Consider the following 13,918-nt stretch of genomic DNA (forward strand, 5'->3'; position numbering starts at 1 on the left):
GTCACAGATAGCTGGCATTTGCCTGTGCAACGGACCACGTCTACGGCTCCGTCCGCATGCACTGGCTAACAGGCGAATCCGGTACCGCCCGCGGTTTCAACAGCAGCCAAACCGATGCCGCCGAAGCCAGCAGGAGTGCCGCACCGACACCCGCGGCGGTCGCCAGCCCGTCGGTGAACGCGGCTTGCGCGGCGGTCAGCAAGGTGTGTGCCGGGCCTTGCGGCAGGGTTTCGGCCGCGAGCCGCGCAGCGGCCAGCGAGTCCCTGGCGTGGACAGCCACGCCGTCGAGGGAGCCAGGCGGTATGGTCAGTCCGCGGTACACGTCGGCGACGATCGAGCCGAGGACCGCGATACCGAGCGCCATCCCCAATTCGCACGCGGTTTCCGAGATTCCGGCCGCGGCGCCGGTGCGCTCGGCGGGTACGACGGCCAGCAGCACATCGTTCGACACGGTGTATGCCAGCCCGACTCCGACGCCGACGACCAGCAGCGCGACCCCGAGTTGGGGATACGTGGTCGACGGCGTGATCGATGTCAGCGACGCGAGCGCCGCGCCGATCAGCGCCAGCCCGGCCGTGAGGATCGTGCGTGGCGACCAGAACCGCACGGCGAGCCCGGCCAGCACACCGAACACCGTCGCAGCCAGCGCGGCGGGCAGCTCGGCGAGTCCTGCGGCGAGCGGGCTGTACCCGTCGACGAGCTGGAAGAACTGCGACAGGAAGAACGTCACGCCGGAAAGCCCCAGCACCGAAAGCAGATTCGCGACGACGACACCGGAGAACGCGCGATCGCAGAACATTCGGATGTCGATCAGCGGCACGGGGAGGCTGAGTTGGCGCCGGGCGAACCGTGCCAGCGCGACGGCGCCGACCCCGGCTGCCAGCGCAACGTCGATGCGCAGCCCGTTGGCGACACCTTCCTTCAGCGCGTACACCAGGCCGAGCACACCGATCAGGGACAGTGCGACGCTGCGTAGGTCCCACGGCCCGGGACCGGGATTACGGTGTTCGGGCAGCAATACGGAGCCGGCGGCGACGACGATGACGATCGCCGGCACGTTGATCAAAAAGACCGAGCCCCACCAGAAGTGCTCCAAGAGAAGCCCCGCGATCACCGGGCCGAGCGCGGTGCCCGCGGAGAACACCGACGCCCAGATGCCGATGGCCACGCCGCGTTCGCGCGGTTCGGGGAAGAGTCCGCGGATCAACGCCAATGTCGACGGCGCCAGCGTCGCGCCCGCGACGCCCAGCAGTGCCCGTGCCCCGATCAACAGTTCGGCGCTCGGCGCGTATGCCGTCGCGGCCGATGCGAAGCTGAAAGCTGTTGCACCGCACAGGAGAAGCTTCTTGTGGCCGATCCGGTCGCCGAGGCTGCCCATCGTGACGAGCAGGGCGGCCAAGACGAACGAGAAGATGTCACCGATCCACAGCACCTGCGTCGCTGTCGCTCCGAGGCTCTTGCTGATGAAGGGGGTCGCCACAGCCAGCACCGTGCCGTCGATGCCGATCAGCAGAATTCCGAGGCTCGGCACGGCCAGGGCCAGCCAACGGCGCGTCATAGTGCACCTACCTTGTGCGATCGGTCCGGATCAACCGGTTGACCACAAAGTTATGGGCGGAGCCAGGGGCGCCGAATCGGGCAAAACCTGCGTTTCTCGACGGCGCTATGGGTCAAATGATGTAGATGCCGGCCGTCGGGGCGTGCGTGTGCCGAGGGGCCCGACCGCGGAAACTGGCTGACCGCGCCGAGACTGACACCAGGGACACCTGCACCGCGGATTTTGTCCCCGGTGTCAGTCTCGGTGATGAGCACGCCGGAGCAACCATCGCTCAGGCCGTGGGCAGCACCTTGTTTTCATGCGCCCACGCCGCCGCGGCGGTCCGTGATGAGACGCCGAGCTTGACGTAGATGTTCGCGAGGTGCCGGCCGACGGTCTTCTCGCTGATGAACAACTGTTTGGCGACTTCACGATTGGACGCACCGGCCGCGATGCGGGCGAGCACCTCGACTTCGCGTTTGGTGAGACCGCCCGGTGCCTCGGTGCTGGCTGCCCGGTTCGGTTCGGCGCCGAGCTGTTGATAGATCGATTCGGCGCTGGCCGTGTCCGATTCGGCACCGGTGGCGTCACCGCACGCGCGGCGGGCTTGCGCCATCACGTCGTACACCTGAGCCATCTCATACCGGCACTGGGTGTTCCGATACCGCCGCAATGCGTCTTGCAGGATGGGTAACGCCTCGGTCTCGCGGCCCTGTTTGACCAGCACCTCGCCACGGGCCTGCAGTGCCCATGCCCGGAAGCCGGGGGAGTCGAACTTCTCGGCGGCGGCCTCCAGTTCGGCGCAGTAGTGTTCCGCCTCGTCGATACGGTCGCGGGCCAGCGCGATTTCGACGGCCGCGGGCAGCAGCCGGACACAGTTGATGGGGTCGTGCTCGGAGTCGATCCCGATTCTCAAGTCGCTTGCGGCAGCGGCGGTCTCGCCGAGGTGGCACCGCAGCAGCGCCTCGCCGGGCTGGGGCTCGCGGCCCAGTTCCCTGGCCCGGGTGAAGGCGGTGCGGGCACCGTCGATGTTGCCCTGCCTGCGCCGGATCTCGCCGAGTTCGTAGTAGCCCTTGCCCGCCGTCGCCGGGAAGTCGCCCATCGCGGCCAGAGCGTTCACCAGCCGCTCCTCGACCTGCCGGTAATCCTTTGTGGCGCTGTGCAGATCCATCTTGTGGAACTCGCACGTCGTGCCGTACCAGGACGCCGAGACCTGCGGCCCGGTGCGCCACTGCTCCATGGCTTCGAACCAGGTCTTCATGCGGCCCAGATCCGCGAGCCGATGGCACTCGTAGATCACCGCGCAATAGATGTCCCCGGCCCAGTCCACCGGAACCTGATCGGCCAGCACCGGCATCATCGCCTCGTCCAGCTGCGCGAAGGCCTCGCTGGTGCGGGCGAAGGGAATCTTCGAGACCCCGCTGGCGGTCGAACACAGCGCGTTGAACCCGGGTAAGTTGAGGCGCTCGGTCACTTGATGGAGCTCGTCGGCGAGCTGGGCGGCGACCTCGTTGCGTCCTTCGTCGATGGCGACCAGGGAATCCACGTAGAGCACGTACGCGAGGATCTGATCGTCAGGTTCCTTGTCCTGCAGCCGACGTGCACGGTTGAGCCAGACGCGGGCGATGGTGAGGTCGCCGCCGTTGAACCACTGCAGGGCCACCTCGACGGCCTTCATCGCCGCGTTGTGCGTTTCCCCGGCCGAGATCAGCCGGTTGAACGCGTGCTCGGAGAGTTGCATGGAGCGCCTGCCGTGGCCCAGCCGCCACGCCGCCATGCCGTACGCGGATAGGTCGTCGGTGGTCAGGTCGTGTTCCTGGCTGCGGCCGAACAAGTCGTAGGCTGCGCGCCAATCGCCGCGCGTGTACGCATCGCGCGCGGCGAGGAGTTCGGTTCCGTCTGCTGCCATGTCGATCGGCATAACGGTAGCCCCGGGGCAGCCGCTGTGTTCCTCGAATGCGCGGGACTTCTGCGTGCGTCTACATCATTTGCACCATCGGCTCGCCAGGCAAACACAGCTTTCGCCCGAAGCTCGGGGTGTGGCGCCCGCCATAGCTTATTGATCACCCGGTGAGACCCCGGACCACTCCACGAAAGGCCACGGACGCCATGAACATCACCTCCGGAGCGACGAAGTGACGACCCTCCTGGACAAGCCGGCAGCCACCACCGCCGCAACGGCCAAGGACTTCTGCGAAGAGTCCGGTTACAAGTCCGAGCTGAAACGCTCGCTCAGTTCCTTCCAGATGTTCGCGATCTCGTTCGCGTCGGTGTCCGTGGTGATCGGTATCTTCGCCACCTACAGCCAGGTCCTGAAGAACTCGGGCCCGCTGGGCATCTGGCTCTTCCCGATCGTCGCGGTGGGGCAGATCCTGGTGGCCCTGGTGTTCGCGCAGTTCGCGGCGCGGATCCCGCTCAGCGGCTCGTCTTACCAGTGGGCGTCGCGGTTGGCCAACCCGAAGATCGGGTGGATCTTCGGCTGGATCGCGGCGTGGAACATCGGGCTGAGCCCGGTCGCAATCGACAACGCGCTGGCGACCCAATGTCTGATGCCGCTGTTCAACATGGCGCCGAGCGAGACCACCGGGCGCGTCCTCACGGTGGTACTGCTGTTGATCCAAGCCGTCATCGTGATCTACTCGACCCGCATCGTGGGCTGGACCAACTCGCTGGCCGTCGGTGTCGAACTGGCGATCGTCGTGGTGCTGGGCATCGCCCTGTTCGCCGCGGTCATGCTCACGGGCCACGGCTCGACCGAGAACCTCTTCTCGCAGGGCATCGCCGCAGGGTCGACGAACTACTTCGCCATCGGCGGCGGATTGATGGCAGCCATGATCATGGGCCTCTCGACGCTGGTCGGCTTCGAGGCCTCGGCGAACATGGCTGAGGAGGCCAAGGACGCGCACCGCACCGTTCCCCGGGCGATCGTCGGATCTGTTGTCGCCGCCGCCATCCTGGGAATGTTCCTCATCGTCGCACTGACCGTGGCCATCCGGGACATGGGCGCCGCCTCCAACAGCGCGTCGCCGGTCGCCGAGATCATGAACCAGCAGTTCGGTCCCGCTCTGGAACGGCCGCTGCTGCTGGTGATCGCGATCGCGTTCTTCGGCGCCGCGCTCGTCACCATCGCCGGGACCTCCCGCATCGTCTTCGCGATGGCCCGCGATGAGCGCTTCCCCGCACACCGGATGTTCAGCCGGGTCAATCCGCACACCCGCACCCCGATCCCGGCCACGCTGCTGGTGCTGGCCCTGGGTGTGGTGGTGATGCTGGTCATGCCGGGCGGAGCCCTGATCCAACTCATCACGGCAGGTGCGATCTTCAACAACATCCCCTACGCCCTGACCATCGTTCTCTACCTGGTGGTGCGCAAGAAGCTGGGACGCAAGGCAGGCGCTTTCAGCCTGGGGCGCTTCGAGGTTCCGGTCGCGGTGGTCGCGCTGGCCTGGGTCTTCATCGCGATCTTCGTGGTGAGCGTTTCCGAGGCGACGGTGACGACCTTCCTGATCGTGGGCGGCCTGGTTCTCTCCGGCGCGGTGTACCTGGGCTACCTGTTGAAGTGCCGGCGGGAGGTTCTTGAGCGCGAGCCCGGAGTCCAGCAGTTCTGAAGTCCCGCTCGACCCGTCGTCCCCTTTGGTCCCCCGGACCAAGGGGGACGACTTTGTGTGAGGCAACCACCCACACAACGCGTTTACAGGCGCTACCGTGCGATTCATCCGGCTATGAGGAGAAGACGAGTGGACGGTGAGGTGGAGCGTCGGCAGACGCGCACACTCGATGAGTCGCTGCTCGTCGATCTCGATGAGCCGGACCGCCCGATCGTCGACTTCTTGCGAGCCACACCTGGGCGGATCGCGGTGATGGCCGTGGTCCTGGTGGCGGTCATACTCGCCGTGGGGGTGGCGTCGTCGGCCACTGTGTCCAGCCGACAACAACAACTGGGCAGCTTGGGGTCACACACCGAACCGCTCTCCGATGCAGCGCAGCGGATCTACAGCGCCTTGTCATCGGCCAACACCACTGCGGCGACCGCGTTCCTGGCCGGCGGTGTCGAGCCCCGCGAGATCCGGGACCGCTACGACGCAGACATCGGACAGGCTTCCGCCGGCCTGGTGACCGCGTCGAACGGCGTGGCGGCCAACGACACTCACTCGTTGACGCTGCTGACCGACCTGTCCAATCAGTTGGCGCTGTACACGGGAATGATGGCGACGGCTCGTGCGAGCAACCGTGACGGCCTCCCGATCGGCGTCGCGTATCTCAGCGGAGCGTCCACGCTGATGCAGGAGTCCATGTTGCCGGATGCCGATCGGTTGTACCGAAGCCAGATCGACGCGGTCACCGCGTCGCAGCGGTCGGCGGCGCCGGCGTATGCAGTGATCGCCGCTGCCGCGGTGGTTGTTGGGCTGTTGATCGTCGCGCAAATCTTTCTCGCCAGGCACAGCCATCGGCGGCTCAACCCAGGGCTGGCAGTGGCGTCGATTTTGATGGCGGTACTCACGGTGTGGCTGACCGCCGCCGGACTGGTGTCGGCGCACGCCGCGAACAGTGCGCGCACTCAGGGAGGCGAACCGCTCGGCGTCGCCGTGGCCGCCCGGATACTCGTGCAACAGGCCCGCGCGGACGAGATCCTCGGACTGCTCAAGCGGGGCTCCGACACCATGTCCGACATGAGATTCGACGAGCGGACCGCGCAGGTCGGATGGCTGTTGGACAAGCACCAGGTTGACGGGGCAGCCGATGCTCTGCACGGCTGGATCAGCTCCCACAACGAGATCCGGAACAAGCTGGTCGGCGGCGACTATCCGGGGGCAGTGGCAATCGCGAGAGACGGCGGGCTGCAACACTCGACGGCCCAGTTCGCCCGGCTGGATCAGGCTTTGGGGGATGACATCGCGCGATTGCGGCAACGCCAGCGTGACGGCATCACCCGTGCATACATTGCGTTGAGCGCACTTCCTGCTGGTGCCGCGGCCATCAGCGTGCTGGCGGCACTCGCGGTTGCCGCTGGTGTCGCACCGAGACTGAACGAGTACCACTGATGCGGCCCCGCACCGGGCTTCTCGTCCTCGCAGCGACACTGCTGACGGGATGCGCCACGGTGCAGCCGCTCGTCCAGGTACCGGCCTCGCTCACGACCATGCCGTTGCCGAGCGGTGCCGAGGTCGCACCGTCGGTTTCCGGTGCGTCGGTTGAAAGTTGTGATGCCACAGCCAGTCTGCGCCCGTCGACCGCGCCCGCACCCACGGTGGAGGCGATCCGCCGCCGCGGCTGGGTGATCGTCGGAATAGACCAGAACACCAATCCACTGAGCTTCCGTGACCCTGTGACCGGCGAACTGCGGGGCTTTCTCGTCGACCTCTCCCACGAAGTCGCCCGGGACCTGGTCGGTGATCCGAACAAGGTGGACTTCCGGCTGCTGACCGAACCGGAGCGGATGCCCGCGGTGCAGAACAACACCGTCGACATCCTGACCAAGGCGACCTCCATCACGTGCCCCCGCGCCGAACAGATCGCGTTCTCGACGGTGTACTTCGAAGGACACCAAAGGCTGCTGGTGCCACGGGGTTCGCCGGTGCGCGGGCCGGCCGATCTGGCAGGCAAGCGGGTGTGCTCCGGGCTGGCGACGACGTCCATCGCCACGGTCGCCCGGGTTGCTCCGGCGGCAACCATCGTGGGCGTGCAGAACTTCGACGACTGCCTGGTGGCACTTCAGCAGGGTCAGGTGGATGCGGCAAGCACCGACGATTCGCTTCTGGTCGGCATGGCCGGTCAGGATCCCAATCTGGAGATCGTCGGGCCCGCCCTGGAGAACGAACCCTACGGCATCGGGGTCAACAAGTCCGAGGAGGATCTGGTACGCGCGGTCAACGCCAGCCTGGAACGCATTCGGCGGGACGGGACATGGGAAGCGCTGTACCACAAGTGGTTCAGTATGCTCGGCCCGGCCAGTCCACCCGAACCGAAGTACCGGGACTGACATGGCCTGCCAAGAGGGTATGCGCGCCGTCACCAGACTTGTCGTCCTGGCTGCGACAGCGGTGACGGGATGTTCCACAGTGCAGCCGCTTGTCGAGGTGCCTGCCTCGCTCACGACCCTGCCGCTGCCCAGTGGCGCTGCCGTGGCATCGCGGGTGCCCGGCGTACCCGTCGAGAGTTGCGATGCCACAGCGAGTTTGCGCCCATCAACGGAGGGCGGGCCGACCGTTGAGGCGATCAGGCAGCGCGGCAGGCTGATCGTGGGCATCGATCAGAGCACCAACCTGTTGAGCTTTCGCGATCCGGCGTCGGGCCACCTGCAGGGATTCGACGTCGACATCGCGCGCGAGGTGGCCCGTGACCTGACCGGTGACTCCGCCAAGGTGGAGTTCCGCTTGCTCACGTCGATCGAGCGGATCAGCAACCTGCAGAACGGGACCGTCGACATCGTCGTCAAGGCAATGACGATCACGTGCGCCCGCGCCGAGCAGATCGCGTTCTCCACAGAGTATTTCGATGCGCACCAGCGACTACTCGTACCGAAGGATTCGCCGATACAGGGGCCGGGTGATCTCGCGGGGAAACGGGTGTGCTCGCAGGTCGACACCACATCGTTGGCCACTGCCGCCCGGGTGGCGCCCGCGGCAACCTTGCTCGGCGTTCAGAACTGGGATGATTGCCTGGTGGCGATTCAGCAGGGGCAGACAGACGCAGTCACCACCGATGACTCGATCCTGGCAGGCATGGCCGTCCAGGATCCCAACCTGCACCTGGTCGGGCCCAGTTTGGAGAACGAACCCTACGGCATCGGGGTGAACAAATCCCGCGAGGACCTGGTCAGGGCGGTCAACGCCAGCCTCGACCGGATTCGGCGGGACGGGACATGGGAGGCGCTGTACCGCAAGTGGTTCAACGTTCTCGGTGTTGCGCCGAGTCCGCCGGAGCCGAGGTACCGGGATTGAGCATGGCAGAAGAAGAGGGAACGCGAGCCGTCCTGGTGACCGAATCGGCACCGGTCAAGGTCGAGGCCACCCGGCCCCGGCTGCGCACCGGGCGGCGGCGGATCGGTGAGGGCCTCGTCGAGATCCCGATCCGGGAGGACATCGAGCCTACGAGCGCGATCCTCACCAATCCCGTTGTCTCCGAGTCGAAAAGGGTATGCGGCAACTGCGGGCGGCCGGTCGGGCGGGGAAGCGCCGGTAAGCCCGGGCCGGCCGACGGCGTATGCCCGCACTGCGGCACGTTGTTCTCGTTCTCGCCGCACCTGGAGACCGGGGAGCTGGTGGCGGGACAGTACGAGGTCCAGGGCTGTATCGCTCACGGCGGAGTCGGCTGGATCTATCTGGCGGTGGACCGCAACGTCAGCGATCGCTGGGTGGTGCTCAAAGGTCTGCTTCAGCCCGGAGGACAGCAGGCGCAGGCGATCGCCGTCGCCGAACGTCAGTTTCTCGCGATGGTGAACCACCCCGGCATCGTCAAGATCTACAACTTCGTCGAACATCCCGGATTCGACGGGCGCCCAGTCGGTTACATCGTGATGGAGTACATCGGCGGAACCACGCTCGAAGCCGTCCTGGCCAAGCAACGCGCCGCCGGCACGGGCGAGCATGAGCTTCCGCGCACGCAAAAAGCAGATCAACAGATGATGCCCGTCGAACAGGCGCTCGGTTACCTGCTCGACGTCATGCCCGCGTTGTCCTACCTGCACTCGCTCGGGTTGGTGTACAACGACCTCAAACCCGAGAACATCATGCTCACCGAAGACAACATCGAACTGATCGACATGGGTGCGGTGTCGGGCATCGGTGACTTCGGATACATCTACGGCACCAAGGGCTTTCAGGCACCCGAGATCGTGCGGACCGGACCGACCATCGCCACGGACGTCTACACCGTGGGTCGCACGCTGGCCAAGCTCACGGTCGATCTGCCCAACGACCGCTATGCCGAGACGTTGCCCGACCGTGACGAGGTGCCGCTGTTCGAACGGTATGAATCGTTCTACCGGCTGCTGGTCCGTGCCACCAATCCTCGTCCCATGCAACGGTTTTCGTCGGTGGACGAAATGGCCGACCAGTGCAAGGGGGTGCTGCACGAGATCCTCGCCGAACAGACGGGCTCGCCGTGTCCGCGGGTCTCGACGCTGTTCAGCGTGCCCCGCTCCACGTGCGGTGCCGACCTGGCGTTGCAGGGCACCGACGTGTTCGTCGACGGCCGCCGACGCAATGTCCGGCTCAACGCAGCCGATGTCGCCCGCGCCCTGCCGAGCCCGATACCCGTCGAGGATCCGGACGACGAATGGCGTGAGGACTGGGAGGACGGGATTTCCGGGCTCCAGGGTGGCGATCTCGCTACGGCCCTGGCGTGTTTCGAACGAGTGGTGGGCCTCCTGCCCGGAGAAGCCGCCCCCAAGCTCGCCGCGGCAGCGACCGCGGAGCTGCTGCTGGATACTCCCGACACGCCGGACACCGAACGATTGCGGCAGATGGCGCAGCGGTACTACCGGACGTTGTGGCGCACCGACTCGTCGATGGTGAACGCAGCGTTCGGACTGGCACGCCTGCTGGCCGGCCGTGGCGATCGGGCCGGCGCGATCGAGGTGCTCGACCAGGTTCCGTTGACATCGCGCCACTACGGGGAGGCTCAACTCACCTCGGTGGTGATCCTGTTCGACGGGCTCCCCGGCGATGAGATCACCGAGGCGGACCTGCGCGACGCGGCTCGTCGGCTGGGTCGGTTGTCCGAAACCGAGCCGCGCGCCCTGCAGATCCGCGCGTTCGTCCTCGGCATCGCGCTGGACTGGGTGCGGTCGGGTGCCGTCGCGTCATCGGAGCAACCCTTCTTCGGTCATCCGTTGGACCAGCGGGGCCTGCGTATGGGCATCGAGGAGGCGCTGCGCGAACTGGCGCGACACTCGCCGCGGCGGCGGCACCGCTACACGCTGGTCGATTTCGCGAATGCGATCAGACCGCCGAGCTGGTTGTGAGGGCGTGCCACCGCCGGATTGACCGCCTCGTCATTATTTGCTGATCGGGATACCGCCTGCGTGCGGATCGGCGTAGGTTGAGGTCTGGTCACCGGGCCCACTCAACGAAGGGGTGACCTATGCCAGACGTCGACTATTGCGTGGTCGGTGCGGGTTTCGCCGGATTGACCGCGGCACTGCGCCTGAAGCGGGCGGGCCGTTCTGTGGTGCTGCTGGAGGCGCGCGACCGGGTCGGCGGCCGGACGTTCACCGAGGTGCGGCCCGACGGGACGTGGATCGACCGGGGCGGAGCCTGGATCGGCCCCGGGCAGGACCGCATCAAGGCGTTGATGACCGAGTTCGGCATCAAGGAGTACAAGCAGTACATCGAAGGCGACGCGATGATGATCGTCGACGGTAAGCAACACCGGTACTCCGGGACGATTCCGTGGTCGATGAGCCCGTGGTCGATCGCCAACCTCGGGGCAGGACTGCTCGAAGTAGGACACATGTGCAAGTCGATCCCGTTCGAGGCGCCCTGGGAGGCCAAGAGGGCGGCCGAGTGGGACCGAACCACGTTGGGGGAGTGGCTGCATGACCACGTGCACTCCAAGCAGGCGCGCGACATGCTCGACATGGCCCTGGCGGGCGTCTACACGTCGGCGGCCTCGGAGGTGTCGTTGCTGTGGGCCCTTCACCAGATGGGCTCGGGCGGTGGGCCGATCTTCGTGATCTCCACGAAGGACGGCTCCCAGGATGCGCGGGTGCACGGCGGTATGGGGGCCATCTACGGTCCGATGGCCGCCGAACTCGGTGACGCACTGCGTCTTTCGCGGCTCGTGGGCCTGATCGCGCAGGACGATGCCGGGGTGACCGTGCATGCCGATGGCGACACCGTGCGAGCCGGCCGCGCGATCGTCGCCGTCCCCTTGGCCGTCGCCGACCAGATCGCCTACGAGCCAATGCTTCCCGTCGACCGAGCGTTTCTGCACCAGCGCATGCCCAGTGGCGCCGTGTTCAAGATCTCAGTGGTCTACGACAGCGCGTTCTGGCGCGCCGACGGTTTGTGCGGGCAATCGGCCGCACCGGGCAGCGCTGCCACGCTGACCATCGACGCGTGTACCGATATCGCGGTCCCCGGGATCATGTGCGTCATCACCGAAGGGCCTGCGGCGCGCCGCCTCGGCCTCCTCGATCCGGACGAGCGCAAGACCGTCGTACTCGGTGAGCTGATCGACCGGTTCGGCGCGAAGGCCGCATGCGCGGTGAGCTATCACGAGCAGAACTGGACGGTCGAGCGCTATTCGGGCGGCGGGATGATCAGTCACGCACCGCCGGGGGTGTTGACCCAGTTCGGCCACACCCTGCGCGAGCCGTGCGGGCGAATTCACTGGGCCGGCACCGAGAGTTCGGCCGTCATGTGCGGCTGGATCGACGGCGCCGTCAGATCCGGTGAACGTGCGGCCACGGAGGTGATGGCGGCCGACGCCGTGGTCGCGGTGTAGCGCGTCGGCCCGGCGAGCGTCCGGCGGATTCCCGACGGGATCTGACACGATGTCGATCATGAAGACGCTCATCGCCCCGGTGCTGGTGGTTGTTGCCGGGATCGCCTTCGCGCCGGCCGCTGTCGCCGATGATCAGGGCTACCTGGAGGAGTTGTCCTCGACGGGCCTGCCGGTGTCCGACGACAACCGCGACACACTGATCCAGCTCGGCCAGCAGACGTGCTCGACCGCGCGTGAGGACCCGGCCATGCAGACGGGTGATCTGGCGATGCAGATCGCGGAGGCCCGTTCGGCCTATCCCTACGGCAAAGCCCAACTGGTCGTGGCCGCAGCGCTGCACAACTACTGCCCGGACCGCAACGTCAGTCCCGGCGCCTAGCGCCAGAATCGGCAGTCTTCGTGCATGGATGCTGGCAGGCCTGGTTCGTCCCGGCCAGCACGTGGTGGGCGACGTCGGTGCCGGTGCGGATGGTCACCGCCGCGATGATCCCCCCGCATCCCGCCGCGGCCGCGGCGATGAGCATCGCCGTCGAGAATCCGTGGCCCAAGGGCTCTCCCACACCAGGATTGATGCCGGCTGCCACCGGCAGCATCGCGACGGCCAGCAACCCGGCCAGTCGTGCGACAGCGTTGTTCACCCCGGACGCGGTGCCGGCCTGACTTTCCGGCACGGCAGCCAGGACGGCCGCGGTGAGTGGGGTGACGGTGATCATCAGTCCGAGCCCGAAGACGACGACGGCGGGCAGCACCACGGAAAGGTATGACGCTCCCGGGGTGATGCGGGCCATCAAGGCCAGCCCGGCCGCCGCGACGAGCGGACCGACGGTCATGGGTAACCGCGGGCCGGTGCGCTGGGCGAGCGAACCGGCCCATGGCGAGCCAATCAGCATGATCACCGTGATGGGCAGGGTTGCCACCCCGGCAACCAAGGCCGAGTAGTGCAGGCTCTGCTGCAGCTGCAAGGTCAGCAGGAACAGCGCACCCCCGAGCGCGGCATACACGGCGAAGGTGGTGAGGTAGGCGCCGCTGAACTGCCGCGATCGAAACAGTCCCAACGGGAGCAGCGGTGCCTGCACGCGTGTCTCGATCACGGCGAAGACCAGGAGCCCGAGGACACCGATGACGACGGCGGTCACTGCGGTCGCCGTCCAACCATGGGACGGAACTTCGATCAACGGGTAGATCACGCCGGCGAGACCGATCATGACTGCCGCAGCACCCGCGAGGTCCGGGTGTCCGTGGGTATCGGTGGCGCGGGACTCGGGGACGTGGCGGACGGTTATCCACATGGCGGCCACGGCGAGCGGAACGTTCAACAGGAACACCCACCGCCACGACGCGGCGTCGACCAGCCAGCCCCCGATGAACGGCCCGAGCGCCGAGGTGACACCGGACATCCCCGCCCACAGTCCCACCGCCTGGGCCCTGTCGTCGTTCCTGATCCCGACGTCGATCATGGCGAGGCTGCCGGGCACCAGTGCAGCTGCCCCGATGCCCTGGACAACGCGCGCAGCGATCAACCAGCCGACGGTCGGGGACACGCCGCACACGACTGATGCCACGGTGAAAAGCACCAACCCGCCGAGGAAGACCCGGCGGCGACCGTACCGATCACCCGCCGCGCCACCGGAGAGCAACAGCGCGCTCAGCGACAGCAGGTAGCCGTCGAGCACCCATTGCTGACCTGTCAGCCCGGTGTCCAGATCCCGCCCGATCGCCGGCAGTGCGACGTTGACCACGGTGCTGTCGAGAAACGCCATGCCCGAGCCGAGTACCGCGGCGGCGACGAGCCACCGTGCAGCCGGCGACGCCAGGGGAACCCGTGGCGGGGTGCCCGAAGGGTCGCCGCGGCCGTGTCCGCGAGGCGTCTCGTCCATGCACCCTTGATTGTCACAACGCAGTCCGTTGATGCGCAAACGCCGCGGCGCGTAC

General features: G+C 66.9%; 10 protein-coding genes. 7 read left to right on the forward strand and 3 right to left on the reverse strand.

All coding sequences use genetic code 11. From position 1 onward, the window contains the following. Nucleotides 1-40: 40 nt before the first annotated feature. Both BTO20_RS15185 and BTO20_RS15190 read right to left on the reverse strand, forming a co-directional pair. Nucleotides 41-1,558: an MFS transporter gene (locus tag BTO20_RS15185; protein ID WP_087077133.1), complete on the reverse strand. Its 1,518-nt coding sequence runs from the start codon at nucleotides 1,556-1,558 to the stop codon at nucleotides 41-43. Nucleotides 1,559-1,829: 271 nt separating this feature from the next. Beyond that, a complete protein-coding gene (locus tag BTO20_RS15190; RefSeq protein ID WP_087082111.1) occupies nucleotides 1,830-3,446 on the reverse strand; it encodes a LuxR C-terminal-related transcriptional regulator in 1,617 nt (538 codons plus the stop codon). A gap of 226 nt (nucleotides 3,447-3,672) precedes the next feature. Between BTO20_RS15190 and BTO20_RS15195 the strand changes: the two genes are divergently transcribed. The 7 genes from BTO20_RS15195 (at nucleotide 3,673) to BTO20_RS15225 (ending at nucleotide 12,365) form a co-directional block, all read left to right on the forward strand. Beyond that, a complete protein-coding gene (locus BTO20_RS15195) occupies nucleotides 3,673-5,145 on the forward strand; it encodes an APC family permease (protein ID WP_269770355.1) in 1,473 nt (490 codons plus the stop codon). A gap of 129 nt (nucleotides 5,146-5,274) precedes the next feature. Continuing rightward, complete coding sequence (locus tag BTO20_RS15200) at nucleotides 5,275-6,579, forward strand: hypothetical protein (RefSeq protein WP_232491146.1); 1,305 nt, start codon at nucleotides 5,275-5,277, stop codon at nucleotides 6,577-6,579. Next, a complete protein-coding gene (locus BTO20_RS15205) occupies nucleotides 6,579-7,517 on the forward strand; it encodes a glutamate ABC transporter substrate-binding protein (protein WP_087077137.1) in 939 nt (312 codons plus the stop codon). Before BTO20_RS15200 ends, BTO20_RS15205 begins: the two co-directional genes overlap by 1 nt. 19 nt (nucleotides 7,518-7,536) lie before the next feature. Beyond that, nucleotides 7,537-8,478, forward strand: a complete 942-nt coding sequence (locus BTO20_RS15210) for a glutamate ABC transporter substrate-binding protein (RefSeq protein ID WP_087077140.1) — start codon at nucleotides 7,537-7,539, stop codon at nucleotides 8,476-8,478. 2 nt (nucleotides 8,479-8,480) lie between these two features. After that, nucleotides 8,481-10,502: a serine/threonine-protein kinase gene (locus BTO20_RS15215; protein WP_087077142.1), complete on the forward strand. Its 2,022-nt coding sequence runs from the start codon at nucleotides 8,481-8,483 to the stop codon at nucleotides 10,500-10,502. Nucleotides 10,503-10,621: 119 nt separating this feature from the next. Continuing rightward, nucleotides 10,622-11,986 (forward strand): flavin monoamine oxidase family protein, encoded by a 1,365-nt coding sequence (locus BTO20_RS15220; protein WP_087077144.1) that lies wholly within the window; start codon nucleotides 10,622-10,624, stop codon nucleotides 11,984-11,986. 58 nt (nucleotides 11,987-12,044) lie between these two features. Further along, entirely contained in the window at nucleotides 12,045-12,365 is a 321-nt protein-coding gene (locus BTO20_RS15225; RefSeq protein ID WP_232491147.1) for a DUF732 domain-containing protein, read from the forward strand. Here the strand turns inward: BTO20_RS15225 and BTO20_RS15230 are convergent. Then, the gene (locus BTO20_RS15230) at nucleotides 12,349-13,863 is read right to left on the reverse strand and encodes an MFS transporter (protein WP_087077148.1); all 1,515 of its coding nucleotides are present in this window, start codon (nucleotides 13,861-13,863) and stop codon (nucleotides 12,349-12,351) included. The genes BTO20_RS15225 and BTO20_RS15230 overlap by 17 nt on opposite strands. Nucleotides 13,864-13,918 lie beyond the last annotated feature (55 nt).

The organism is Mycobacterium dioxanotrophicus, from assembly GCF_002157835.1.
Lineage (GTDB): Bacteria > Actinomycetota > Actinomycetes > Mycobacteriales > Mycobacteriaceae > Mycobacterium > Mycobacterium dioxanotrophicus.

Bases quoted from the DNA above. Each gene is read 5' to 3' on its own strand.
- BTO20_RS15210 (WP_087077140.1), top strand. From the start codon at position 7,537: ATGCGCGCCGTCACCAGACTTGTCGTCCTGGCTGCGACAGCGGTGACG.
- BTO20_RS15185 (WP_087077133.1), bottom strand. From the start codon at position 1,558: ATGACGCGCCGTTGGCTGGCCCTGGCCGTGCCGAGCCTCGGAATTCTG.
- BTO20_RS15205 (WP_087077137.1), top strand. From the start codon at position 6,579: ATGCGGCCCCGCACCGGGCTTCTCGTCCTCGCAGCGACACTGCTGACG.
- BTO20_RS15230 (WP_087077148.1), bottom strand. From the start codon at position 13,863: ATGGACGAGACGCCTCGCGGACACGGCCGCGGCGACCCTTCGGGCACC.
- BTO20_RS15225 (WP_232491147.1), top strand. From the start codon at position 12,045: ATGAAGACGCTCATCGCCCCGGTGCTGGTGGTTGTTGCCGGGATCGCC.
- BTO20_RS15215 (WP_087077142.1), top strand. From the start codon at position 8,481: ATGGCAGAAGAAGAGGGAACGCGAGCCGTCCTGGTGACCGAATCGGCA.
- BTO20_RS15190 (WP_087082111.1), bottom strand. From the start codon at position 3,446: ATGGCAGCAGACGGAACCGAACTCCTCGCCGCGCGCGATGCGTACACG.
- BTO20_RS15220 (WP_087077144.1), top strand. From the start codon at position 10,622: ATGCCAGACGTCGACTATTGCGTGGTCGGTGCGGGTTTCGCCGGATTG.